17 protein-coding genes are annotated in these 24,816 nt (G+C 67.7%); 8 read left to right on the forward strand and 9 right to left on the reverse strand.

Translation table 11 applies throughout. The annotated features are described in order from the left end of the window. The first annotated feature begins 70 nt into the window (after positions 1 to 70). From ACFSC3_RS10380 to ACFSC3_RS10395, 4 genes are all read left to right on the forward strand, one after another. Positions 71 to 1,036: an aspartyl protease family protein gene (locus ACFSC3_RS10380; RefSeq protein ID WP_380940329.1), complete on the forward strand. Its 966-nt coding sequence runs from the start codon at positions 71 to 73 to the stop codon at positions 1,034 to 1,036. Between the two features lie 41 nt (positions 1,037 to 1,077). Further along, positions 1,078 to 1,740: a ligase-associated DNA damage response endonuclease PdeM gene (gene pdeM / locus ACFSC3_RS10385; RefSeq protein ID WP_380940330.1), complete on the forward strand. Its 663-nt coding sequence runs from the start codon at positions 1,078 to 1,080 to the stop codon at positions 1,738 to 1,740. Positions 1,741 to 1,879: 139 nt separating this feature from the next. Further along, positions 1,880 to 4,654: a DNA polymerase I gene (gene polA, locus ACFSC3_RS10390; RefSeq protein ID WP_380940331.1), complete on the forward strand. Its 2,775-nt coding sequence runs from the start codon at positions 1,880 to 1,882 to the stop codon at positions 4,652 to 4,654. A gap of 162 nt (positions 4,655 to 4,816) precedes the next feature. Beyond that, positions 4,817 to 6,307, forward strand: a complete 1,491-nt coding sequence (locus tag ACFSC3_RS10395; RefSeq protein ID WP_380940332.1) for a lipopolysaccharide biosynthesis protein — start codon at positions 4,817 to 4,819, stop codon at positions 6,305 to 6,307. 111 nt (positions 6,308 to 6,418) lie between these two features. Here ACFSC3_RS10395 and purH read toward each other — a convergent pair whose 3' ends face one another. The 4 genes from purH to ACFSC3_RS10415 are packed head-to-tail and all read right to left on the reverse strand — an operon-like array spanning position 6,419 to position 11,718. After that, on the reverse strand, positions 6,419 to 7,984 hold the full coding sequence (gene purH, locus ACFSC3_RS10400) for a bifunctional phosphoribosylaminoimidazolecarboxamide formyltransferase/IMP cyclohydrolase (protein WP_380940333.1): 1,566 nt from the start codon (positions 7,982 to 7,984) through the stop codon (positions 6,419 to 6,421). Positions 7,985 to 7,994: 10 nt separating this feature from the next. Further along, positions 7,995 to 9,737, reverse strand: coding sequence for a heparinase II/III family protein (locus ACFSC3_RS10405; RefSeq protein ID WP_380940334.1), 1,743 nt, complete (start codon positions 9,735 to 9,737; stop codon positions 7,995 to 7,997). Further along, entirely contained in the window at positions 9,734 to 10,405 is a 672-nt protein-coding gene (gene rpe / locus ACFSC3_RS10410; RefSeq protein ID WP_380940335.1) for a ribulose-phosphate 3-epimerase, read from the reverse strand. Before rpe ends, ACFSC3_RS10405 begins: the two co-directional genes overlap by 4 nt. A gap of 38 nt (positions 10,406 to 10,443) precedes the next feature. Continuing rightward, positions 10,444 to 11,718 carry an RsmB/NOP family class I SAM-dependent RNA methyltransferase gene (locus ACFSC3_RS10415; RefSeq protein WP_380940908.1) on the reverse strand — a complete coding sequence of 425 codons (1,275 nt, stop codon included), beginning with the start codon at positions 11,716 to 11,718 and terminating at the stop codon, positions 10,444 to 10,446. A 51-nt stretch (positions 11,719 to 11,769) separates the two neighbouring features. Between ACFSC3_RS10415 and ACFSC3_RS10420 the strand changes: the two genes are divergently transcribed. Both ACFSC3_RS10420 and ACFSC3_RS10425 read left to right on the forward strand, forming a co-directional pair. Beyond that, positions 11,770 to 11,928: a DUF1674 domain-containing protein gene (locus ACFSC3_RS10420; RefSeq protein WP_380940336.1), complete on the forward strand. Its 159-nt coding sequence runs from the start codon at positions 11,770 to 11,772 to the stop codon at positions 11,926 to 11,928. Positions 11,929 to 11,984: 56 nt separating this feature from the next. Further along, positions 11,985 to 13,835: an AsmA family protein gene (locus ACFSC3_RS10425; protein WP_380940337.1), complete on the forward strand. Its 1,851-nt coding sequence runs from the start codon at positions 11,985 to 11,987 to the stop codon at positions 13,833 to 13,835. Positions 13,836 to 13,838: 3 nt separating this feature from the next. Here ACFSC3_RS10425 and ACFSC3_RS10430 read toward each other — a convergent pair whose 3' ends face one another. Next, the gene (locus ACFSC3_RS10430; protein ID WP_380940338.1) at positions 13,839 to 16,214 is read right to left on the reverse strand and encodes an HAD family hydrolase; all 2,376 of its coding nucleotides are present in this window, start codon (positions 16,212 to 16,214) and stop codon (positions 13,839 to 13,841) included. A gap of 124 nt (positions 16,215 to 16,338) precedes the next feature. Between ACFSC3_RS10430 and ACFSC3_RS10435 the strand changes: the two genes are divergently transcribed. Next, positions 16,339 to 17,763 (forward strand): amino acid permease, encoded by a 1,425-nt coding sequence (locus tag ACFSC3_RS10435; RefSeq protein ID WP_380940339.1) that lies wholly within the window; start codon positions 16,339 to 16,341, stop codon positions 17,761 to 17,763. Between the two features lie 137 nt (positions 17,764 to 17,900). On the opposite strand, the gene ACFSC3_RS10440 is transcribed toward ACFSC3_RS10435, so the two are convergent. From ACFSC3_RS10440 to acnA, 4 genes are read right to left on the reverse strand one after another with little or no spacing between them, the layout of a single operon-like run. After that, entirely contained in the window at positions 17,901 to 18,512 is a 612-nt protein-coding gene (locus tag ACFSC3_RS10440) for a hypothetical protein (protein WP_380940340.1), read from the reverse strand. 56 nt (positions 18,513 to 18,568) lie between these two features. Continuing rightward, positions 18,569 to 18,976 (reverse strand): DUF2147 domain-containing protein, encoded by a 408-nt coding sequence (locus ACFSC3_RS10445; RefSeq protein WP_380940341.1) that lies wholly within the window; start codon positions 18,974 to 18,976, stop codon positions 18,569 to 18,571. 4 nt (positions 18,977 to 18,980) lie between these two features. Next, on the reverse strand, positions 18,981 to 19,496 hold the full coding sequence (locus tag ACFSC3_RS10450; protein WP_380940342.1) for an HIT family protein: 516 nt from the start codon (positions 19,494 to 19,496) through the stop codon (positions 18,981 to 18,983). Continuing rightward, entirely contained in the window at positions 19,496 to 22,180 is a 2,685-nt protein-coding gene (gene acnA, locus ACFSC3_RS10455) for an aconitate hydratase AcnA (protein ID WP_380940343.1), read from the reverse strand. Before acnA ends, ACFSC3_RS10450 begins: the two co-directional genes overlap by 1 nt. 188 nt (positions 22,181 to 22,368) lie before the next feature. Here acnA and ACFSC3_RS10460 point away from each other — a divergent pair, with 188 nt between their 5' ends. Further along, positions 22,369 to 24,714: an EAL domain-containing protein gene (locus ACFSC3_RS10460; RefSeq protein WP_380940344.1), complete on the forward strand. Its 2,346-nt coding sequence runs from the start codon at positions 22,369 to 22,371 to the stop codon at positions 24,712 to 24,714. The last annotated feature ends 102 nt before the right edge of the window (positions 24,715 to 24,816 follow it).

Below are 24,816 nucleotides of genomic sequence, written 5' to 3' on the forward strand. Positions count from 1 at the left end.
GGAAAATGGGGCGATGCTTGCCCCCCATCCCCGACAGGCATAGCCTGCCGCGATCATAGGAGAGGTCGCGATGAGTCTGCCCATCGTCATGCTGCCGCTGCTCGGCCTGCTCCCGCTCGCCACCGATGCGGTGCGGGCGCCCCCGCCCCCGCCGCCGCCCGTCGAAACGCCGGTCGCGCTGACGATGGTCGAGGAGCGTATGACCGTCCCCGTCCAGATCGCCGGGGCGGGGCCGTTCCGCTTCGTGATCGACACCGGTTCCGAACGCACCGTCATTTCGCGGCAGCTGGCCGGTACGCTCGGTCTTGCCTCGGCGGGTGACGTCATGGTGGTGGCGATGAGCGGGCGGACGCGGGTCGGTACCGTCGTCATCCCGTCGCTGCGCCTGTCGAGCGTACCCGGCATCGGTCGGATCGATGCCCCCGCGCTCGACGCGACCGATCTGGGCGCCATGGGGCTGCTCGGCATCGATACGCTGCAGAACCACAAGGTCACCATCGATTTGGATGCCAAAGCGATGGCGGTGTCGCCTTCGGTGAAGCTGCGCCGCACGCCCGCCGCCGCGCCCGGGGAGATCGTCGTGCGCGCGAAATCGACGCTGGGGCAGTTGATCGTCACCGATGCCCAGGTCGATGGCCGGGCGGTGCGGATCGTGCTCGACACCGGGTCCGCCGTCACCATCGGCAATCTGGCGCTGAAGCGGCTGATGCAGCGGACGGGCCGATTCCAGCCGCTGACGCTGTACAGCGCGACGGGCGGCACGGTCACCGCCGACTATGGTCGCGCCGGCACGTTGCGTCTGGGCAGCATCCAATTCAGCGACATGCCGATCGCCTTTGCCGATGTCGCGCCCTTCGCGCATTTCGGGCTCGACCGGCGCCCGGCGCTGATGCTCGGCATGGACGCGCTCCGGCAATTTCGTCGCGTCGACATCGACTTCGCCAACCGTGAGGCGCGCTTCCTGATGCAGCGTGGCGTCCCGACGACCACACCCTGTCGTGTCGGCTGCAACCGGGCGTCGCGGATTGCCGGTTAACCTCTTGAATCTGCGAGTCGCGTGCGTGTAAGGGCGCCCGCATGGTTCGCTTTTCGTTCGCCGGTATCGAGCTGGACGCGCTTCGTGAGGGAGCGCTGTTCTGGCCTGCGCGCCGTGCGCTGCTGGTCGCCGACCTGCATTTCGAAAAGGCGAGCTGGTTCGCGAGCTTCGGCCAGTTGCTGCCGCCCTATGATTCGCTCGTCACGCTCGACGCGTTGACGGCACTGGTCGATCGGACCGGCGCGCAGGAAATCTGGTGCCTCGGCGACAGCTTCCACGATTCGAAGGGCTGCGAGCGCCTGCCGCAGGCCGCGCAGGATCGCCTTCGCGCGCTCACGTCGGCGACGAGCTGGACGTGGATCACCGGCAATCATGACGCCATGATGGTCGACCATTGCGGCGGCGAGATCGTCGACGAGGCGCTGGTCGACGGCCTGGTGCTGCGCCACGAAGCCGATCCCCGCGATCCGCGGCCCGAACTGTCGGGCCATTTCCACCCCAAGCTGCGCGTTCGGGTTCGCGGCAAGCAGGTCGCCCGCCGCTGCTTCGTGGCGACGCCGACCAAGTTGATCCTGCCCGCGTTCGGTGCGCTGACCGGAGGGCTGGATGCCGGGCATCCGGAGATCGTCCGCGCGGTGGGGACGGGTGCGCAGGCGCTGGTGGCGCTCGACGACCGGTTGTTGCGGTTCCCGATCGCGGCGTAATGACCGTCATCCCGGGCTCGACCCGGGATCCAGGGCCAAAGGCCGTGTCGTTTGCGGCTCTGGATGCCGGATCAAGTCCGGCATAACGATCGAGAGGCTTAGGCTTTAGCAAATCCCCGCCCCCTGCTATCGCCCGCGGATGCCCCATCTCTACCTGGTCGACGGCTCCGGCTATATCTTCCGCGCCTATCACCGCCTGCCCCCGCTGACGAACAAGCATGGCGAGCCGGTGGGCGCCGTCTATGGCTATACGACGATGCTGTGGCGGCTGGCCGACGACCTGCACAAGGCGGATGGCCCGACCCATATGGCGGTGGTGCTCGACAAGTCGTCGCACAGCTTCCGCAACGAGTTGTACGATCAGTATAAGGCGCATCGCCCGCCGCCGCCCGAGGATCTGGTGCCCCAGTTCCCGATGATACGCGACGCGACCCGCGCCTTTTCGCTGCCGTGTATCGACGAGGCGGGGTGGGAGGCCGACGACCTTATCGCCAGCTATGCCAAGGCCGCGCTCGCGCAAGGGTGGCAGGTCACGATCGTGTCGTCCGACAAGGATCTGATGCAGCTGGTCGAGGACGGCAGCCTCGACATGCTCGACACGATGAACAACCGCCGCATCGGATCGGCGGAGGTGTTCGAGAAATTCGGCGTGCCGCCCAACAAGGTCGGCGAAGTGCTCGCCTTGATGGGCGACAGCGTCGACAATGTGCCGGGGGTCCCCGGTGTCGGCCCCAAGACCGCGGCGAAGCTGATCCAGGAGCACGGCGACGTCGAAGCCGTGCTCGCCGCGGCCGAGACGATGAAGAAGGGCAAACTGCGCGACAATTTGATCGAGCACGCCGAAAGCGCGCGGATCAGCCGCAAGCTGGTCGAGCTGGCCTGTGACGTGCCGCTGCCCGACGCGCTGGAGGATCTGGAGCTGAAGGGCATCCCCGATGCCCCCTTGCGCGCGTTTCTAGAGCATCACGGCTTCAAGTCATTGCTGGCGAAGCTCGGCACCGGCGCGAGTGCCGCCGACGCGCCGGTCGAGACGCCGGACGTGGCGGGCATGCCCGATCCCGATCCCGATCCGCCGTGCGATCACGATGGCTATGAGACGGTGACCGATCCCGAACGGCTCGATCACTGGGTGCAGATCGCGCGTCACCAGGGCTTCGTCGCGATCGATACCGAGACGACCGGGCTCGACGCGACGCGGGCGGAACTGGTCGGGGTTAGCCTGGCGCTCGCCCCGAACCTCGCCTGCTATGTGCCGGTCGGTCATGGCGGGACGGACATGTTCGCCGAGAAGCCGGTGCAGATCGACCGCGATGTGCTGGTCGACAAACTGAAGCCGCTGCTGGAGGACCCGAGCGTCCTCAAGATCGGGCATAATCTGAAGTACGACATGATCGTGCTCGGGCGGCTGGGCATCAGCGTCGCGCCCTATGACGACACGATCGTGATGAGCTTCGACCTCGATGCGGGGCTCCATGGCCACGGCATGGACGAACTGGCCGCCACGCACCTGTCGCACAGCTGCATCGCGTACAAGGACGTGACCGGGACCGGCAAGAAGGCGATCGGCTTCCACGAAGTCGATCTGAAGGCCGCGACCCGCTATGCCGCCGAGGATGCCGACGTCACGCTGCGGCTGTGGCGCCGTCTGAAACCGCGGCTGGCGTTCGAAGGCTCGACCCGTGTGTACGAGATGGTCGACCGGCCGCTGCCCGCGGTCGTCGCCGGCATGGAAATGCACGGGATCAAGGTCGATGCCGACATCCTCGCCAGGCTGTCCGCCGATTTCTCCCAGCAGATCGCGGCGCTGGAGGAGGAAATCCACGGTATCGCCGGCTTCAAGTTCACCATCGGCAGCCCCAAGCAATTGGGCGAAGTGCTGTTCGACAAGATGGGGATCAAGGGCGGGCGCAAGGGCAAGTCGGGCGTCTATTCGACCGACGTCAACGAACTGGAGCGGATCGCCGCGGACAAGGATTCGCCGGGCCGCGAGATGGTGGTGAAGGTGCTCGACTGGCGCCAGCTGTCGAAGCTGAAGTCGACCTACACCGACGCGCTACAGGCGCAGATCAACCCGGCGACCGGCCGCGTCCACACCAGCTACAGCCTGACCGGCGCGCAGACCGGGCGGTTGTCGTCGACCGATCCCAACCTCCAGAATATCCCGATCCGCACCGAGGTCGGCCGCCAGATCCGCGATGCGTTCGTGGCGGAGCCGGGCAACGTCATCCTGTCCGCCGACTATTCGCAGATCGAACTGCGCCTTGCCGCTCATATCGCCGACGTGCCGCAGCTGCGCGAGGCGTTCGAACGCGGCGACGATATCCACAGCATGACCGCGCAGGAACTGTTCGGCACGGTCGACCGCGACACCCGCGGCCGCGCCAAGACGATCAACTTCGCGATCCTCTACGGCATCTCGCGCTGGGGCCTCGCGGGCCGGCTCGATGTGACGCCCGACGAGGCACAGGCGATGATCTCGCGCTATTTCGAGCGCTTCCCAGGCATCAACCGATACATCGCCGACACGCTGCAAGAGGCGAAGGCGCGCGGCTATACGACGACGCTGTTCGGACGGAAGACGCATTTCCCGCGGATCAAGGCGCCCAATCCGAACGAGCGCGCAGGGTCCGAACGCGCCGCGATCAACGCGCCGATCCAGGGCACCAGCGCCGACATCATCAAGCGCGCGATGACTCGGATGGGGCCGGCGCTGGCCGATGCGGGGCTGGGCCATGTGCGGATGCTGTTGCAGGTCCACGACGAACTGGTGTTCGAATTGCCCGAAGGCGACGTGGCGGCGGCGACCAAGGTGATCCGGCGGGTGATGGAGACGGCGGCCGAGCCTGCGGTCCGCTTGAGCGTGCCGCTGGGGGTGGAGATCGGCACCGGCCCGAGCTGGGGCGCGGCGCATTGACCCACGTCCCGTTCGCCCTGAGCTTGTCGAAGGGCCGTTCTTTGAGCCGCAAGCGAGGCACGGGCGTATCGAAGTACGGTGCTTCGGCCAGGATCCCACCAAAGTATTACTTTGGTGGGCGCCCGTCAGGCTCAGCACGAACGGTATCTTTGGTAACGGTCCGTGGCTGAGTCCCAACAGGACATCGCCGCCCTCGCGAAGGGCGGCCGCACGAACATCGCCGGCTTCGCGCTGCGCCTGCTCGCGCGTCTGCCGTTCCTGTTCATCGCCGGCCGCCTCTATGGCCCGGATATCGTCGGCCGCTTCGCGCTGGCGGTGGTGGTGGTCGAGTTCGCCGCGCTCGTCGCCACGCTGGGGCTCAAGCGGGGCCTCGCGCAGGCGCTGACGGGCACCGACCGGCCGCATGTCGATGTCGCCTGGGACGCGATGGCGGTCGCCTTCGTTGCGTCGATGATCGCGAGTGCCATCCTGTTCGTCTTTCCGCAGGCGATGTACCCGAACAGCGAGATTTACGGCGCCGAGCGGTTTCTGAGCCTGATCGTCGTCGCGATCGCCTGGTCGGATGTCAGCCTGGCCGCGCTCGCCTATCGTCTGAACGTCAAGGCGACGGTGACCGCGCGCGCGGTGATCGAACCGTGGACGATCTCGATCGCGGCGTGGGGCTTCTATTATGTCTCGGCGCGCGACGGCCTGATCTTCGCCTATGCCGCATCGATGGTCGCCGCGCTGACCGCGTCGCTGGTGCCGTTCCTGCGCAGCTATGGCGTGCCGCGGGGGTGGAAGCCGGAATTGCGGCCATTGTTCGCACTTGCCCGCGCGAACATGCCGCTGGCCGGGGCCGACACGCTGGAATGGGCGACGCGCAACGTCGACCGATTCATTCTGGGGGTGATGTTCACCCCCACGGTCGTCGGCATCTATTATATGGCGCAGCAGGTCTCGTCGCTGCCGGCCAAGCTGAAGACCAGCTTCGATCCCGTCCTCGGCCCCGTCATCACGCACAGCCTGAAGGAGAACGACCGGGCGGCCGTCGCGCGACAGGTGCGGCAGGTCGGCTTCTGGATCGTCGCCGCACAGGGCATGCTGGCGCTGATGGGATCAATCCCCGGCGAAGCCGTAATGGGCGTCGTCGGGCCGCAGTTCGTCGCCGGCACCGCCGCGCTCGCCTTCCTGCTGTTCGCGGAGGTGCTGGCCTCGCCCGGCGCGGTCAGCGAGTCCGCGCTGGTCTACATCGCGCGGCATCGCAACTTGATGATCTCCGTTTGCGTGCTCGCGTTCCAGATCGGCCTGAGCTTCGCGCTGATCCTGGCGATGCGCTGGGCGGGGTGGCCGATCAACTATCAGGCAGCGGGCGTCGCGGTGGCGCTGATGGTCGCGCTCGCCTGCGGGTCGGTGGTCAAGAACCTGTTCCTGTCCCGACTGCTGGGCGCAAGCGTCAATCCCATCCGCTGGCCTTTGGTGTGGGCGGCGGTGGCGGCGATCCTCGTCGGGGGGGCGTTCACCAGCCTGCCCAAGCGCCTGGAGTGGGCCGAATTGCTGATCGGCATCCCGGCGATCGCCGCGACCTATGCATTCGTTCTGTGGAAATGGGCGTTCGGCGAGGAAGACCGCGCGTTGTTCCGCAAGATGCCGAAGGCGGAGGCCTCCACCTAATTCCGTTCGTGCTGAGCTTGTCGAAGCACTGTCCTTCTTCGTCACCGATCGGTGCGCGGCGCGAAGAAAGGATAGCCCTTCGACAAGCTCAGGGCGAACGGCGTTTGGCGTTCAATGCCGGAAGTGGCGCATCCCGGTGAAGACCATCGCCAGTCCCGCCTCGTCCGCCGCCGCGATCACGTCTTCGTCGCGGATCGAGCCGCCCGGCTGGATCACCGCGGTCGCGCCCGCTTCGACCGCCGCGAGCAAGCCATCGGCGAAGGGGAAGAAGGCGTCCGACGCCACCGCCGAACCGATCGTCTTCGGTTCCGCCCAGCCGGCCTTCTCGGCCGCGTCCTTGGCCTTCCACGCGGCGATGCGCGCGCTTTCCAGGCGGTTCATCTGTCCGGCGCCGACGCCGGCGGTCGCGCCGTCCTTGGCATAGACGATCGCGTTCGACTTGACGTGCTTGGCGACGGTCCAGGCGAAGCGGCAGTCGGCGAGTTCCTGGGTCGTCGGCTGGCGCTTGGTGACGACGGTCAGGTCGCCCAGCTGCCCACCGTCGCGGCCCTGCAGCAGCATGCCGCCCGCAATCGACTTCAGCATCATGCCGCCGCGCGCGGGATCGGGCAGGTCGCCGGTCAGGATCAGGCGCAGGTTCTTCTTCTTCGCGAACACCGCCTTGGCCGCATCGTCGGCGTCAGGCGCGGCGACGACTTCGGTGAAGATGCCGCTGATCGCTTCCGCGGTCGGGCCGTCGAGCGGGCGGTTGACGGCGATGATCCCGCCGAACGCCGAGACGCTGTCGCAGGCGAGCGCCTTCTCATACGCCTCGACCAATGTCTCGCCGGTCGCGACGCCGCAGGGGTTGGCGTGCTTGACGATAACGACGGTCGGCGGGCCGTCACGGAATTCCGCGACCAGTTCCAGCGCCGCGTCGGCGTCGTTGAGGTTGTTGTAGCTCAATTCCTTGCCCTGGACCTGGACGTGGTCGGCGATGCTACCGGCGGGCGCGAAGGCGGGCAGATAGAGCGCGGCCGACTGGTGCGGGTTCTCGCCGTAGCGCAGGGACTGGCCGCGCTTCAGCGGGACGCTGAGCCGTTCGGGGAATTGCTCGCCCTGGTCGGCGAAGGCGAACCAGCTGGCGATCATCGCGTCATATTCGGCCGTTGCAGCGAAGGCCTTGGCGGCGAACTTGCGGCGTTCGTCGAGCGTGGTGACGCCGCGCGCAACTGCCTCGTAGTCGGCTGGGTCGGTGACGATCGCGACGCTGTCATGGTTCTTCGCGGCCGACCGCACCATGCTCGGGCCGCCGATGTCGATATTCTCGATGATGTCCTCGCGGCTCGCGCCCCGCGCGACGGTCGCCGCGAAGGGATAGAGGTTGACCACGACCAGATCGATCATGCCGATGCCGTGCGCGTCTGCCGCAGCCATATGCTCAGGCGTGTCGCGGCGCGCGAGCAGGCCGCCGTGGACGGTCGGGTGCAGCGTCTTCACGCGGCCGTCCATCATCTCCGGAAAGCCGGTCAGGTCGCTCACGTCGCGGACCGCGATGCCGGCCTCGCGAATCGCCTTGGCAGTGCCGCCGGTCGAGACCAGCTCGACACCCTTGTCCGCGAGCGCACGGGCGAGATCGACCAAGCCGGTCTTGTCCGACACCGATAGCAGGGCGCGGCGGATGGTAACGTCGGTCATTCGATATCCCTTATCGTGAGCGGTGGAGCCACCAGCTGACGCTCGTGCCGCCGGGGGGCGTTTCCCCGGAGACAACGAGCTGTTCGGTCGGATGCGGGCGGCCATCGCCGTCGATCCAGACGCTTTCCTCGACCGTCAGCGCGCCGCCCTTGCAGCGAAACTGCCAGAGGATGTTGCCCGGCAGGCGCAGCAGCGCGGCCTGGCCATCGGCGGTCGGCGATACCTCGACCGACGGCGCAAGGTGGAAGCGGATGGCGAACCCCAGCGGGCCGCTGCGCCGCTTGCCACCGCGTCCGGCGGGCAGGAGCGAATCCTCGCCCCGCACGTCGCGGCCATCCGCACCCAGCGCGATCTGGCGGCGGTGTGTGAGGGCGTAGCGGCGGACATAGCCGTCGTGGCTGGCCTCGATACGGCTGACCGTATCGGTTTCCTGGCGCGCCAGCTCGACCTCGCCCACGCCGCGCCCCAGCATTCCGTCGGCCTGGATCGCGGTCGAATTGGCATCGCCCAATGTCAGCGTCGAATGCGCCGCGGTCGTACGTAATCCCTGGGTCAGGGCCGGCGGCAGCTGCGCGTTCGCCGCACGGGCGCCGCCGCAATTGACGATCAGCCGGTTCGGCCCGTCCGACATCTCGAACGCGAGCGTCGATGCACAGCCGCCGTCGATCATCTGTCCGATCGGCGGCGGGGCAGCGTCGACGATCAGCAAGGTGCCGGCGTTGGCGAGCCGCTGATATCCCCAGGCGCGGGCCTGGCGCAGCGGACGCGTGCGCACGCCGCTGGCCGCGATCGCGGCGTCGATCACGTCACCCGCGATCGGCCCGCCGCCCTGCCAGCTCGACAGCCCGCGGTCGCCGTGCGCCACGCCGAGCAGCGCGGGCACCAGCCGGCCGATCGCCAGTTCGATCTCGGCCGGCATCTCCATCCGCCGCGCGGCATAGACGGCGCGCAGTGCGACGAGCGTCATCAGCGCGTCGAGCTGGCCGGTCGGCGACCGACCGACCGTCCCGCCGTCGTCGGACAACGACTTGGCGAGCGCGCGGACCATGCCGTCCTCGCCGAACATGCGGCGGGGATCGCCACCGGGGATCATCAGCCCGGCGGCAATCACGCCGGCCCAAGCGGCGATCCGCGGCGCGCCGGCGGGGGCCTTGTCGGCCGTCCGTTCCAGATGCCGCGCGCCGCGGGCGAGCGCATGGAGCACCGACGACCGATAGACGAGGTCGCTCGACGACAGGATCAGCGGCGCGTGCGCGACCCACGCCAGAATGCGCCGGCCCCACAGGTCGGGCCGCCATGCCGGATCGGAAATGTCGTCCGCATGCACCGCGAGCCAGGCGCGCATAATCGCTTCCGCGATCGGGGCAGCCTGGGTGCGGGGGGCGACGGTCGACAGGTCGCGCAGCCAAGCAAAGCCGTGGACATGGTCGGCAAACGCACGGCTCGCGCCCGGCAGCCTCGCGTCCAGCCCCTCGATCGCGCGCCGCTCGCCCCGCAATGCGATGGTCCCGTCGAGCAGTGCGCGACCGCGCGACGCGTCCCCGGCGAACGGATCGTCGGCGACCGTGATCAGCCGCAGTGGATGCTTGCCGCGTAGGCGCAGCCCGTGGAGCGGCGTACGCCAAGTCAGGCGGTAGAAGCGTTCGACGAGGCGTTCGGTCAACGATAGCGCGGTATCGCCGCCGACGCGGATCAGCCGCTTGCCCTCGTCGATCCCGTCGGCGGGGAGGTCGTCGAGCGGCATGTCGCTCATGCCGCGGCGACTTCGCCCCTGAGTGCGGCGATGTTGGCGGCGTAGCGGTCCCGCCCGCCGCGGAAGGTCGCGCTGCCGGCGACAAGGACATCCGCCCCCGCCTCGATACACTGGCGCGCGGTCGCTGCATCGACGCCGCCGTCGACCTGCAGGTCGATCTGCCGGCCCGACATGTCGATCATCTTGCGGATCGCGGCGATCTTCTTGAGTTGGCTTGGGATGAAGCTCTGCCCGCCGAAGCCGGGGTTGACGCTCATCACCAGCACCAGGTCGACCATGTCGATCAGATAGTCGAGCATCTTGGCCGGCGTCGCGGGGTTCAGCACCACGCCGGCGCGCTTGCCGAGTGATTTGATGTGCTGGACGGTGCGGTGGACGTGCGGGCCGGCCTCGGGGTGGACGGTGATAATGTCGGCACCGGCCTCGGCAAAGGCGTCGAGATAGGCGTCGACCGGTGAGATCATCAGATGGACGTCGAACGGCTTGCTGGTGTGCGGGCGCAGCGCCTTCACCACCGCCGGGCCGATCGTGATGTTGGGGACGAAATGTCCGTCCATCACGTCGATGTGGATCCAGTCCGCGCCCGCCGCGTCGATCGCGCGGACTTCCTCGCCCAGCTTGGCGAAATCGGCGGACAGGATGGACGGGGCGATGCGGACCGGCTGCATGCCCGCTGCCCTTAGCCACCGTCCCCGCGCGCGACAAGTCAGGCGTTGCGGGTCATCCGTGCGATAAAGAAGCCGTCGAGTCCGCCCGCGTCGGCGAGCATACCGGGCAGCGTGCGAACGAAGCCTTCCGCGGTGGGCGCGATACCTCCCGGCAAGTCACCGCCGGTAACCGGCGAAACCGCGAAATCTTTCCGCGCGTCGAGCAAGGCGGCGACCTGCGCCTCGCCTTCCTCGGGCTCCAGCGAGCATACCGCATAGATGATCGTCCCGCCCGGACGCACCCAGTCGCCGGCCCGGGCGAGCAGTGCCGCCTGGATATCCCGAGCCTCGGCAATGACGCGGGGCGACGCACGGTGGAGCACGTCCGGGTGGCGGCGGAAGATTCCGGTCGCGCTGCATGGCGCGTCGATCAGGATCGCATCGAACGGCTCGGGTGGCGTCCAGCTCAGCGCATCGGCGACCACCACGTCCGCCGACAGACCGGTGCGGGTCAGATTGTCGGAAAGTCGCGCCAGACGACTTTCGGACACGTCGAGTGCGGTCACCTGCCACCCGGCGGCGGCCAGCTGCATCGTCTTGCCGCCCGGTGCCGCGCACAGGTCGAGTACGCGGCCCGCCCCGTCGCCCAGCAGGCGCGCGGGGAGCGAGGCGGCAAGATCCTGAACCCACCAGCCGCCTTCGCCGAACCCTTCCGCCGCGCGTACGCCCGTGCCCGCAGGCAGGCGGACATGGCGCGGCATCAGCGAAACGCCGTCCGGATGCTCGACCGCGTCCGACTTCAGCGACAGGTCGAGCGGCGGCTGATCGGCGATCGCGCGTCCGGCGGCGGCGACCATCTCCGCTCCCCAGGCAGCGGTCCAGCGCGCGGCGACTATCGGGGGCAGGGCGGGCGTCTCCGGCAAGGTCGCGCCTTGCCGCATCAACGTTCCGAACACGCCGTGGACCAGCTTGCGGGGGCCGCCGTCGACCAGCGGCAGCACCGTCGAGATCGCGGCATGTGGCGGCGTCTCCAGCAGGATCGCCTGTGCAAGGGCGATGCGCAGCGCCGTGCGCGCTTTGGCGTCGTCGGGGAGCGGCAGGCGCGTCGCCGAATCGATCAGCGCATCGAGGTCGGCCAGCCGCCGCAGCACTTGCGCGGCGATGGCGTGAGCGAGCGCGCGGTCGGAAGGGTGGTCGAGCCCCTGCGTCGCATTGTGCAACGCCCCCTCCAGCGCCTGCCCCCGCCGCAATACGGCATCGAGCAGGCGCAATGCGGCACGACGGGTGGGAACGCCGGGGGCATCGTCACGGTTGGGCTTGTATGGAGCGGCCATCGCGCCGATGTGGCCGCTTGCCACGCAAACCGCAATCGCCGGAGACTGGATATGGGTGAGCGACCCGCGCATGTGAAACCGCCCGCCGACCTGCCGCCCAACCCGCCGGTCCCCAAACCCGGCCCCGATCCCAAGCCCGAACCGTCGAACGATCGGCACCCGACCCGCTACGGCGATTGGGAAAAGAAGGGCATCGCGATCGACTTCTGACCGTACCCGTCGTTGCGGGGCTGGAACAAAAGCCGCCGTCCTTCGTCGCCGCAACAATGGCATCGAATCATCGCAAATGGCTCCGCTGGGCCGCAATTTTGCTCGTGGCGCTGGTGGCGGTCGCGGTGCTGGTCATCGCCGCCTTTCCGGTCGCGCCGTTTCGCGAGCGGGCGGAGGCGACACTCAGCGAGCGGTTCGGACGCCCGGTGACGATCGGGGCACTCGATCGTACCCCGGCGTTCTCGTTTACGCCGACGATCCGCATCCGCGATATTCGTATCCCACAGCCGGGCTGGGCGGGAACGGGGGATCTCGCGCGCATCGGGACGCTCGACATGCGGATCCGGGCCTTCGGGCTGCTGCGCGGGCGTCTCGATCCGAAAGACGTTACCGCAAGCGGGGTGCGCCTGAACCTCGTCCGGCAGGCCGATGGCCGCACCAACTGGGACGATCCGAATAGCGCGGAATCGGGCACCGGACATCCGCTGCGCCTCGACGGGCTGACGATCCGCGATGCCGTCGTCGACTATCGCGACGCCAAGCAGGATCGCCGTTTCACTATCGCCGTCACCTCCGATGCGAAGGGCTTCGTCGCCCGCGGGCAAGGGAATGTGCGCGGGGCGCCGGTGCGGGTCGAGGCGAGCGGACCGGCGATCACCGCCGCCGCCACGCCCTGGCCGTTCCGCGCGCGGATCGACGGCGCGCAACTGTCGATGACCGCGCGCGGCCAGATGGATGCACCGCTGGATACCGAACGCATGACGATCGCGGTGACCGCACAGGCCGACAGCCTGAAGCGGATCGACGCGGTGATCGAGGCCGGGCTGTTCGGCACCCAGCCCGTCCGCCTGACGGCCAACGTCCGCCACGACGGTCCGAAATGGCAGGTCGACGACCTGCGCGGACGGATCGGGCGGTCGGACTTTGCCGGCCGACTGGGCGTCGACAAGACGAGCGGGCGCACCGTGCTCGACGGCGATATCCACGCGACGCGTCTCGATTTCGACGATCTCGCCGATGATGCCGGCCTGGCGAAGGCGGCGGCGTTGACGCGGGCGATCGGGCCGCGGGTGGTGCCGAACACCCGCGTCGATATCGGCAAGATTGACAAGACCGATGGCCGTATCGCGTTCCGGATCGATCGCATCCTTTCCCGCGGATCGGCATCGCCGATCGGATCGGCGAAGGGCGTGCTGACGCTCGACCGGCAATTGCTGACGATCGATCCCTTGCGGGTCGGCCTGCCGCGCGGTGTCGTCGCTGGCACGGTCAAGGTCGATCAGCGCGGTGGGCGGGCCGATCCTACGGTCACCCTGGCCCTCGACCTGACCGGCGGCAGCATTGCCGCGCTGGCGGGCGGCAGCGACGTGACGGGCCGGGTCGATGCACGCGTGCGACTGACCGGTGTCGGCGAGACGATCCGGGCGGCGGTCGGGCGTTCGAGCGGCGCGATCGGCATCGTCGCGCGCGACGGGGCGCTGCCGGCGAAGGTCGCGGCGATGCTCGGCTTCGACGCCGGGCGTGCGCTGACCGCGGGCGACGACGATCGGGCGCGGTTGCGTTGCGCGGTGGCGCGGCTGGACATGAACGGCGGGCGCGGCCGTTTCGCGCCGTTGATCGTCGACACCAGCGCCAGCCAGACGCGTGGCACCGGTGGGATCGCTTTCCCGGCAGAGACGATCGCGGCGACGCTGACCGGCGCGCCGAAGCACGGCAGCCTGCTGCGCATTCCCGGATCGGCGACGGCATCCGGCACGCTCAGCGCGCCGAAGGTCGTCGTGCCGCCGGAAACCAAATCGGTCGGCAATATCCTGAAAGGTCTGGGCCGCGCGATCACCGGCCGACAGGGGCCGACCGCCAGCGACGCGGACTGCGCCGCGCTCAGCCGCCAGGCGATCGGGCGCTGACGATCAGGCGGCGATCTGCTGCGAAACCTCGGCCGCGTCGCTCGCGCGGGCGTGGAGTGGGCGGAAGACGAGGCTCAGTACCTGATCGTCGACGTTCGGCGGCGCGGCGATCAGCACGCCCGTCGCCTCGCAAGCGTACAGGTCGCCGGCCAGATTCTGCATTCCGTCGGTCATCGTGATCGCAGCCGTGCGATCCGCCACCCAATCGGCGTCATATTCGCCTGCGCCGATCCAGCAGGCGTCGCCGATCTGCACCGACGACAAGAGCTGCCCAAACTGCACCGCGACCGTCGTCCAGCCGCGCTTGATCGGCACCGACAGGCGGTAATAGCCTTCATGCGTCGGATAGGCGGTCATCGGCATGACGGTCTGTTCCGTCGCGTCGAGCAACAGCACCGGCACGTCGATCCCGCCGACCTGGAAATCGCTGTTGCGGAAATCGAGCGCGAAGCGGCTGCACGACAGCAGCGAAATGTTCAGCGGCAGGCCGTGCTTCGCAATCTCCGCCGGCACATACATGCGGCGGTTCTCGGACACATAGGCGAGCCCGCGGCGCCGCAGACCCTCTTCGGCCTCCGTCGGGTCCAGCAGCTTGATGACCGTCTTCGACCCAAGATTATTGTCGTGGTCGAACGCCTTGAACAGCTCGATCTCGCGCGGCATCGGCAGGTACAGCAGCCGCGTCAGGATGGCGGCGGCCATGCGGCGGCGCGCGGTCACGTCATCCGAAGCGGGTCGGCGGTGCATCTCGGCATAGGCATGGCGGGCGAAGTCGACGCAGGCGGACTGAATCCGCTCGCGCATCGCACCCTGTTTGACGTTCAGCTCGTAATCCTCGCGGATCGGCGTTCCGTCGGGTTTGAAATCGATGGTCGACCCCTGTTCGAGATTGCACATCTGTTCGACCACCGCGACGCAGGTGGCGAGCGCGTGCATCGCGCGACATTCGATCATGTCGACGTCGAGCAGCCCGACCTTGTCGAGGCCCGACACGCATTCCTCGCGCAGGAACAGGTAGCGGCCGGCGACATGCAGGCCCATCTGCGCCTCCAGCATCGGCGTCACGACGTTCTGCACCGTCCCCTTGTAGCCGACGTCGACCAGCATCACCGCTTCGCCGTCCTGCACACCCGCCCGGCGCAGGTGTGCAATGGTGCGGTCGCGGAAGGCGGCGGCGCGCTTGAAGACCTTTCGGCGGATGTCGGGATCGCGGACCAGCTTGCCCATCGCGGCGCGCGGATCGGAGCTTTTCAGCGCGGTGCGGCATTCGCCGTCGAACAGCATCAGGTGGCGCGCAAAGGACTGCGGCGTCAGGACGTGGACGTTCTCGGCGGTGAACAGGTCGAGCGCGGCGGCATCGGTCAGGGTCGAGCGCGTCGCCACCAGGCGGCTGAGTTCGACCTGCGCCGCGCCATAGTCCGGATAGAGCGCATCGAACACGCGCCACGGCAGATAGCCGTCGCGCAGCATGAACAGCGGGCGGACGCGCTTGCCGATCCGGGCCGACAGGGCGTCGGCGTCGCGTTTGATGAGTTCGGCAAAGGCGTGCATCACCGGGCCCATCACGTCGTGCCCGACGACATAGGCGGCGTCTGTCTCCTGGCGGACAGCAACGGCTGCGCGGTGGGGTTGATAGGCGGGGACGGTCACGCGGGTGGCGGGATCGATCATGATCCCGGCGCTCATTTCCAGCCGCAGCCGGGTCTTCGCTTCCTCATCGAACTGTTCGAGATGGACCGCGTGGATGCCTGCGCGCGCCGCACCGTCATAGTCCGCGATCTTGTTGTCGCCGACGTGCAGCACCTGGTCCGGCCGCATGCCGATCGCCTTCAGCACCGGCTCGAACAGTCCCGCTGCCTTGGGCTTGCCATGCTCGCACGACATGAAGATGTGATCGACCATCGCGAGCACGTCGTCGCCAGCGCATTTGGCGAGCAGGCGGCGCAATTCGGCCTCGCCGATATACATGTCGCTGACGATGATGATCTTCAGCCCGCGCGCCTTGGCCTCGCGCATCAGTGCGACGGCGGGGGCGAAGGGGAAGAGCTGGCGTTCCTCCAAGCAGATCTCGCGCTCGACCGCCTCGGCGATCTCCGCTTCGGACGCGTTCGTCAGCAGCCGGCGATAGACGTCGGCCAGGCGGATTTCGTAGCTGCCGGACGTCCGGTGCGCGATCCGCTGCGCCATCGTCTCGGCCCAGGCGCGCGGCTGCATCGCGCCGCCGCGCATCGCGATGTCGCAGAACACGTCCTTCGGCGCGTGGGTATTGCGCCACAGCAGCGTATCGAAACAGTCGAGCGACAGCGTCGTGATGCCCGGCGGTGCGGAATCGAGCAATGTCGCCAGATCATAGGCCCGGATCGTCGTCTTCGTCGCCATCGTCCATCTCGTCCCGCAGGTGTCCTCCCGAGATATTGAGGATAATGGTTAGCAAATGGTTAGACTTGGTCGACGGAGGCGTGCGCGCTACACCGGGTCGTAACATTCGATACGGGGAGCGGGCATGAGCGACAGTGGGATCTTTCGGCGCAAGGCGATCGTGCCGTCGTCGCAGATGGCGTCGGAGCATCAGCTCGCGCGCACCCTCTCCTGGCCGCATCTGGTCGCGTTGGGGGTGGGTGCGATCGTCGGCACCGGCATCCTGACGCTGATCGGCGTCGGTGCCGATCGTGCCGGGCCGGCGGTGATCCTGTCGTTCGCCATCGCCGGCGCGATCTGCGCGTGCGCCGCGCTCGCCTATGCCGAAATGTCGACGATGATGCCGGTGTCGGGCAGCGCTTATACCTATTCCTATGCCGTGCTGGGCGAAGTGATCGCCTGGGTCGTCGGCTGGTCGCTGCTTGCCGAATATACGCTGGTCGTCGCGACGGTCGCGGTCGGCTGGTCGGGCTATGCGGTCGGATTCCTCAGCGGGCTGGGCATCGCGCTGCCCGATGCGCTGACGCACGGGCCGACGATGGTCGACGGCGCCGTGACGAACTGGGGCATCAACGTGCCCGCATTGTTCATCGTCGCGGTCGTCGCCGGGTTGCTGACGCTCGGCACCAAGGAAAGCGCGACGCTCAACGCGATCCTGGTCGTCGTGAAGCTGATCGCGCTCGCCGTGTTCGTCGCGGTCGCCTTGCCCTATTTCGATACCGCCAACATGAAGCCGTTCTCGCCCTATGGTTTCGCCAAGCATCTGTCGGACGGCGGGGTCGAACGCGGGGTGATGGCAGCGGCGGCGATCATCTTCTTCGCTTTCTACGGCTTCGACGCCATCTCGACCGCGGCGGAAGAGGCCAAGAATCCGGGCCGCGACCTGTCGATTGGCATCGTCGGATCGATGCTGGCGTGCGTGGTGATCTATATGCTCGTCGCGGTCGCCGCGGTCGGGGCGATCGGATATGCCCGGTTCGCCGACAGCCCGGAGCCGCTGGCGCTGATCCTGCGCGAACTGGGGCAGGGCGGGGCGGCGGCGTTCCTCGCGGCGTCGGCCATCATCGCCTTGCCGACCGTCATCCTCGCCTTCCTCTACGGCCAGAGCCGCATCTTCTTCGTGATGGCGCGCGACCGTCTGCTGCCGGAGGGGCTGGCGAAGGTGTCGCGGCGCGGCGTGCCGGTGCGCATCACCATGTTCACCGCCGCAGTCGTGATGCTGTTCGCCGGCTTCCTGCCGATCGACGCGATCGCGGCGCTGGCGAATGCCGGCACGCTGACCGCCTTCGTCGCGGTCGCCGTCTGCATGCTCGTCATGCGCCGCCGCGCCCCCGACATGCATCGCCCGTTCCGCACACCGGCCGCCTGGGTCGTCGGCGCGGGAGCTGTGCTAGGCTGCCTGTACCTGTTCATCAGCCTGCCCAGTACGACGCAGCTCTGGTTCCTGGGGTGGAACGTGGTCGGGCTCGCGATCTATTTCCTGACGATGGGCGCGCGGAAGGCGAACTGAGATCCTCCCCGGCACGGGGAGGGGGACCATGCGCAGCATGGTGGAGGGGGCTCTCCATTGACCGATCCGCTGGTGGAGAGCCCCCTCCACCACGCCGCTTGCGCGTCGCGGTCCCCCTCCCCGAGCGGGGAGGATTCTCAGGGCAATATCCCCGCCCACTCCGCCTCATGGGCGTCGTCATGCCCGGCCATCCCCGGCTTCGTCAGATAGCCGCGGTCGCCCGGGATATGGCTCATGATCGCGCGCAGCGGGCGTTCGTGCCAGCCGAGGTTGAACGCCCACCGCGTCGGAAAGAATTCCATCGTCGCATAGGGCAGGTGATCGTGGATCCACCACGCCAGCCGCTTCCAGTCGCCCGGCTGGTCGAAGCGGTTGGCGAAGCCCGGCACGACGATGCTCGCCGCCGCGCCCATATGCCCCTTCGCATCGCGGCGGTCCCAGATGTGGTAGGCGGCGTTGCGCTCGTTCGAGGCGCAACCATAGCCCTTCGCATGGCACAGCGCGTTGACCTCGCTGGAGCGATAGGCCGATCGCACCGCGATCCGGCCGAAGGCGTCCTGCAACGGCTCCAGCAGATCCTCGCACAGCCGGGTGCCCGCCGCGATGGCGAGGGTCGGATCGTCGGGCACGTTCGACAGGCCGTGCATCGCCGCGGTTTCGGAAAACAGGAAGTCGCGCAGGAAGAAGCTCTTCGACAGCTGCACCCGGCCAAGCTCGGTCAGCGCCGCGACGGTCTGTGGTTTTCTCACGCGCCTCTCCCGCTCCGAAGCGGGTCCACTACCATCCTATGGTTAACGAAGGCCACTCACCGCAGCCGCGTCCATTCCTGCGAGCGGCAGAAGGGACCGAAACAGCCCTTGACCTTCAGCACGTTGCCGGCGGCGGACAGTTCGGAGCGATAGGTCCGCCCGCTCTCGGGATCGTAGATGCGCCCGCCCCAGCGGTCGTTCTTCGCGGTGAAGCCAGTCAGGATCGACAGGCCCTCGATCGGCTGGCGGCGCTTGGCGGGGTCGGGGTTGTTGGCGTCGACCGCCGGGCCGCCGGGGCGGGGCTTGAGCACCTTCGTGATCCGCCCGCACAGTTGGGCGCCGCAGGGCGCGATCTCGACGATCACCTTGCCCTCGACCGTCAGCCAGCGGCCGGTGACGGGGGCAGGCGCGGCGAGGGCCGTCGCGGGGAACAGCAGGGCGGCGGCAAGCAGGGCGATACGCATCACGTCAGTCCTTCGGCCAGGCGGCACGCAATCGCGCCGCCATTGCATCGAGCTCCGCACGTGTGTTGCGATCCGCGTCGGTGCGCAAGGCCTTGTCCGGTCCGACGAACGGGATGACGTGGACATGCGGGTGGAACACCTCCTGCCCCGCGTCGCTGCCGTTGTTCTGACGGATCTGGAAGCCCGTGGCACCGAGCGCGGCCATTTGTGCGCGCCCGGCCTTCTGCGCGGCGACCATGCAGGCGGCGAGTTCGGCCGGCGTCAGGTCGAGCAGGTTGCGGACGCCCAGTCGCTTCGGGATGATGAGGACATGGCCGGGCTTGGCCATCGTCAGCGGCATGAAGACAAGGACGGTCTTGTCCTCATAGACCTTCGACACCGGTAATTCGCCGCGCAGGATGCGGGCGAAGGGGTTGCCGGCGTCATAGGCGCCGGTCAGCCCACGCGCGGGACCCGCCGGCTGCTGCGCCGCCGCGAGCGGCGGGCTGAGCAGCAGGACGAGCCCCGCGACGGATCGCATCAGGCGGCGAGGTTGCGCAGCACGTACTGCAGGATGCCACCGTTGAGGAAATATTCGAGTTCGTTGACGGTATCGATCCGGCAGCGGGTCTCGAAGGTTTCGGTCGAGCCGTCGGCGCGGGTCAGCTTCACCGTGACGTTCTGACGCGGGCGAAGGCTCGCGACATTCTCGATGGTGAAGGTTTCGTCGCCCGTCAGGCCCAGCGTCTCGCGGGTCACGCCTTCGGCGAACTGCAGCGGCAGCACGCCCATGCCGACCAAGTTCGAGCGGTGGATACGCTCGAAGCTTTCGGTGATGACCGCGCGGACGCCCAGCAGGTTGGTGCCCTTCGCCGCCCAGTCGCGCGACGAACCGGTGCCATATTCCTTGCCCGCGATGACGACCAGCGGCGTGCCGTCGGCCTTGTGGCGCATGGCGGCATCGTAGATCGGCATGACCTCGTCACCATAGCGGCTCATGCCGCCTTCGATGCCGGGGACCATCTCGTTCTTGATGCGGATGTTGGCGAAGGTGCCGCGGACCATGACGTTGTCGTTGCCGCGACGCGCGCCATAGCTGTTGAAGTCGGCCTTGCTGACCTGACGCTCCTGCAGCCACTTGCCCGCCGGGCTGTCGGTCTTGATCGAGCCCGCCGGCGAGATGTGGTCGGTCGTGATCGAGTCGCCCAGGATGGCGAGCGGCTTGGCGTCGATGATGTCGGCGACCGGCGCCGGGGTCATCTCCATGCCCTCGAAATAGGGCGGGTTGGCGATGTAGGTCGATGCCGCCGGCCAGCGATAGGTGTCCGACCCCTCGACCGAGATGCCCTGCCAGTGGGTGTCGCCCTGATAGACGTTGCCATAGCGGCTGCGGAACATCTCGTCGTCGATGTTCGCGTCCATCATCGCGCGGACTTCGTCGTTGGTCGGCCAGATGTCCTTCAGGAACACGTCCTGCCCGTCCGAGCCCTGGCCGATCGGCAGCGCGACCATGTCCTCGGTCACCGTGCCCTTCAGCGCATAGGCGACGACGAGCGGCGGCGAGGCGAGGAAGTTCGCGCGAACGTCGGCCGACACGCGGCCTTCGAAGTTGCGGTTGCCCGACAGCACCGACGCGGCGACGATGTCATGCCCGTTGATCGCGTTCGAGATCGGCTCGGCGAGCGGCCCCGAATTGCCGATGCAGGTGGTGCAGCCATAGCCGACCAGGTTGAAGCCCATGGCGTCGAGATCCGCCGACAGCCCCGACTTGTCGAGATAGTCGGTCACGACCTGCGAGCCGGGGGCGAGCGAGGTCTTGACCCAGGGCTTTGGCTTCAGGCCCTTTTCACGCGCCTTGCGGGCGACCAAGCCGGCGGCGATCAGCACCGACGGGTTCGAGGTGTTGGTGCAACTGGTGATCGCGGCGATCACGACGTCGCCATCGCCGATGTCATGCCCACGACCCTCGACCGCAACGCGCTCTGGCCCGTCCTTCTTGTAGACCTTGGTCAGGTCGCCGTTGAACACTTCGTCGACCTTGCTGAGCGACACGCGGTCCTGCGGGCGCTTCGGGCCGGCGAGGCTGGCGGTGACGGTGCTCATGTCGAGCTCGAGCGTGTCGGTGAAGATCGGGTCCGGCGCATCCTCCTCGCGCCACAGGCCCTGCGCCTTGCAGTATGCCTCGACCAGCGCGATGTCCTCGTCCGGACGGCCCGACAGGCGCAGGTAGTCCATCGTGCGGCCGTCGATCGGGAAGAAGCCGCAGGTCGCGCCATATTCGGGCGCCATGTTGGCGATCGTCGCGCGGTCGGCGAGCGTCATCTCGCTGAGGCCCGGGCCGTAGAATTCGACGAAGCGGCCGACGACGCCCTTGGCGCGCAGCATCTGCGTGACGGTCAGCACCAGGTCGGTCGCGGTGATGCCTTCCTGGAGCTTGCCGGTCAGCTTGAAGCCGACGACTTCCGGAATCAGCATGCTGACCGGCTGGCCGAGCATGGCGGCCTCCGCCTCAATGCCGCCGACGCCCCAGCCGAGCACGCCCAGGCCGTTGATCATCGTGGTGTGGCTGTCGGTGCCGACCAGCGTGTCCGGATAGGCGATCGCGCGGCCGTCGCCGTGCTCGCCGCTCGCATCGGTCGACCAGACGCCGCGACCGATATATTCCAGGTTCACCTGGTGGCAGATGCCGGTCCCCGGCGGCACGACCGAGAAATTGTCGAGCGCCTTCGATCCCCACTTCAGGAATTCATAGCGTTCGATGTTGCGCTGATACTCCAGCTCGACATTCTCCTCGAACGCCTTGGGCGTGCCAAACTCGTCGACCATGACCGAGTGATCGATGACGAGGTGGACGGGAACCTGCGGATTGATCTTCTGCGCGTCGCCGCCAAGCTTCGTGATCGCATCGCGCATCGCCGCGAGGTCGACGACGCACGGCACGCCGGTGAAATCCTGCATCAGCACGCGCGCCGGGCGATACTGGATCTCGCGGTCGGACCGCGCATCCTTCTGCCAGTCGATGATCGCCTGCACATCCTCGGTCGTGACGGTCTTGCCGTCCTCGAAGCGGAGCATGTTTTCCAGGAGCACCTTCATCGAGAAGGGCAGGCGGCTGATGTCGCCGAACTTTTCCGCCGCCTTCGCCAGCGAGAAATAATCATATTGCTTGCCCGCGACGTCCAGCGTCGTGCGGGTCGAAAGCGTGTCCTGGCCGATGGCGGTCATGTGGTCTGCGGTCCCTTCCTTCATGCCGGCACGGGCGGCGGGCGGCGCTGAGGTGCCGCGGGTGCGTACCGACGGGTGCTCGCGGGTGCGAGATTCGGCCGGCGGATAGCAGGGCATGCCGAACGGGGGAAGGGTGGTCGGACGACGACGTGAGGGCTTCGTTAACCAAAGTCCGATACGGCGGCATCGTGACCATAGCGCCACCCACCCGTCTGTTGACCCGCCTGGCCCACCGCGAGGGGCCTGACGACGTCGTCGCGCGCCGGCGTTCGGGCATCAAGATCCTGTTCTGGTCGACGCTGGCCGCCATCGTCATCGGCGTGCTGGGCCTGGCCGAGCCGATCGAGGGCAAGCTCCACGAGATGCGCGATCGCCTGCGTCCGCAGACGCCGTCCGGCCAGATCGTCGCGATCGGGATCGACGATCGCAGCCTCGAAGAGGTTGGGACATGGCCCTGGCCACGGCAGCGCCATGTCGACCTGATCGAGCGCCTGAATGCAGCCGGGGTGCGCCGGATCTTTTTCGACGTGTCCTTTGCGACGAAGTCGGATCGCGCGCAGGATGCCGCCCTGGCGACGGCGTTGAAGGGGGCAGGAAACGTCTATCTCGCCGCGATGATCAGCCGCGATCCGTCGACCGGCGAGCACCACTACAAAATTCCGCGCGCCGAGTTTCGCGCGCATACGCGTGTCATCAGCGTGTCGACCAAGGCGAACGGGTCGGCGGCGATCCCGGACATGGGCTACGCGACCCGCCTGGGAAGCCTGATGGCTCCGACGATGTCCGCGGCGCTGGCCGGGCGGAAGGGGTCGCCGGACGAAACATTCGCTATCGATTATGCCATCAGCGCCTGGAAAGTGCCGTATGTCAGCGCGGCCGACGTCCTGGCCGGCCGGGTGCTCGACACCAATATCCGCGGGAAGGACGTCGTCATCGGCGCGGCCTCTGCCGAAATGGGGGACGTGTACCGCGCGCCCGGCGTGGGGCCGATCAACGGGATGTTCATCCAGATCGTCGCGGCCGAGACCCTGCTGGCCGGCGGCTTCCGCCAGTTGGGCTGGATCGCACCTTTGCTGCTCGGCTTCGCGGCCTGCGCAACCTATCTGTTCGCGCGGCGCCGCTGGGTGGGGCGTAGCGCGGTCATCCTCGCCCTCGCCTTTGCCGCATTCGGCCCGCTCGTCGCGGAAGATCGCGGGCTCACCTTCGAGATCATGCCCCTGTTGGCCTGCATTTCGATCGGCGCCGGCTATGGCGCGTGGGCGCGCTTCCGAAGCTCTTACAAGGTGCGGGGCAACATCAACGCGGTGTCGGGCCTTCCGAACCTGGCGGCACTTCGCGAAGAAACGGCGGCCGACGCGGTCGTCGTCGCCGCGCGTATCCGCAATTTCGCAGAGATTTCTTCCGCCCTGCCGCCCGAGGCGGAACGCGCGCTGGTCGAACAGATTGTCGGTCGACTCGCGCTGGGCGCGCGGGGGGCGCGCATTTATCAGGGTGACGAGGGCATCTTCGTCTGGACGACGACGCCCGAGGTCGCTGGCCCCGACCAGCTCGATGCCCTGCACGCCCTGTTCCGCAGCCCTGCGCTGATCGACGGCAAGCCTATCGATCTATCGATGACCTTGGGTATCGACGCCGACGGCACGCGGACGCTGGCCAACCGGATCGGTGCGACCCTGGTCGCCGCTGACGAGGCTGCCAGCGAGGGCTTGCGCTGGAAAGCCTATGACCCCGCCAAACTGGCCGATGCGGAATGGAAGCTATCGCTGCTCGGCCAGCTTGATTCGGCGATCGACAGCGGTGAGATTTGGGTGGCCTATCAGCCGCAGATCGAGCTCGCGACCGGGGCCATCTGTGGGGCCGAAGCGCTGGTTCGCTGGTCGCATCCCGAGAAGGGGCAGGTCAGCCCGATGGAATTCGTGCTGGCCGCCGAACAGCACAATCGCATCGACAAGCTCACCGCCTTCGTGCTCGGCGACGCCTTACGCGCCGCCGCCGACTTCGCGGCGCAGGGTCTGGCCTTCGATATCGCAGTCAACATGTCGGCGCGCCTGCTGGAGAAGCCCGGTCTCGTCGCGATGGTTCAGAATCTGCTGGCCGACTCGGGGCTGTCGGCGGAGCGACTCACCCTGGAAGTCACCGAGTCGGCGGCCATGGACAGCGGTCGAGCCTCGATCCGGACGCTGGAAGAGATCGGTTCTCTGGGCATCAACGTGTCGATCGACGACTATGGCACAGGTTTCTCGACGCTCGAATATTTCAAGAAGATTCCCGCCACGGAGGTTAAGATCGACCGCAGTTTCGTGCAGTCGATCGATCGCAGCGCCAGTGACCGCGTCATGGTGCGATCCACGATAGAATTGGCGCATTCACTTGGCCGCAGCGTCGTGGCCGAAGGCGTCGAGACACCGGAAATTCTCAACGAGCTGATCGCTCTCGGCTGCGACAAGGCTCAGGGCTATCTGATCGGCCGGCCTATGAAACTCACCGATCTGGCAAATTTGATGCGCGACCAGCCGGCCGTGCGCGCGGCATAATGGTTACGCAATTGTAAAGACCGTCCCAATCAGATACAGATTCCCCGGTCGGGCCGTCCTGCGGCGGTCCCGATTTGATGACAGGGGAACGGACATGAAGAA

Source organism: Sphingomonas floccifaciens, assembly GCF_042681125.1.
Lineage (GTDB): Bacteria > Pseudomonadota > Alphaproteobacteria > Sphingomonadales > Sphingomonadaceae > Sphingomonas > Sphingomonas floccifaciens.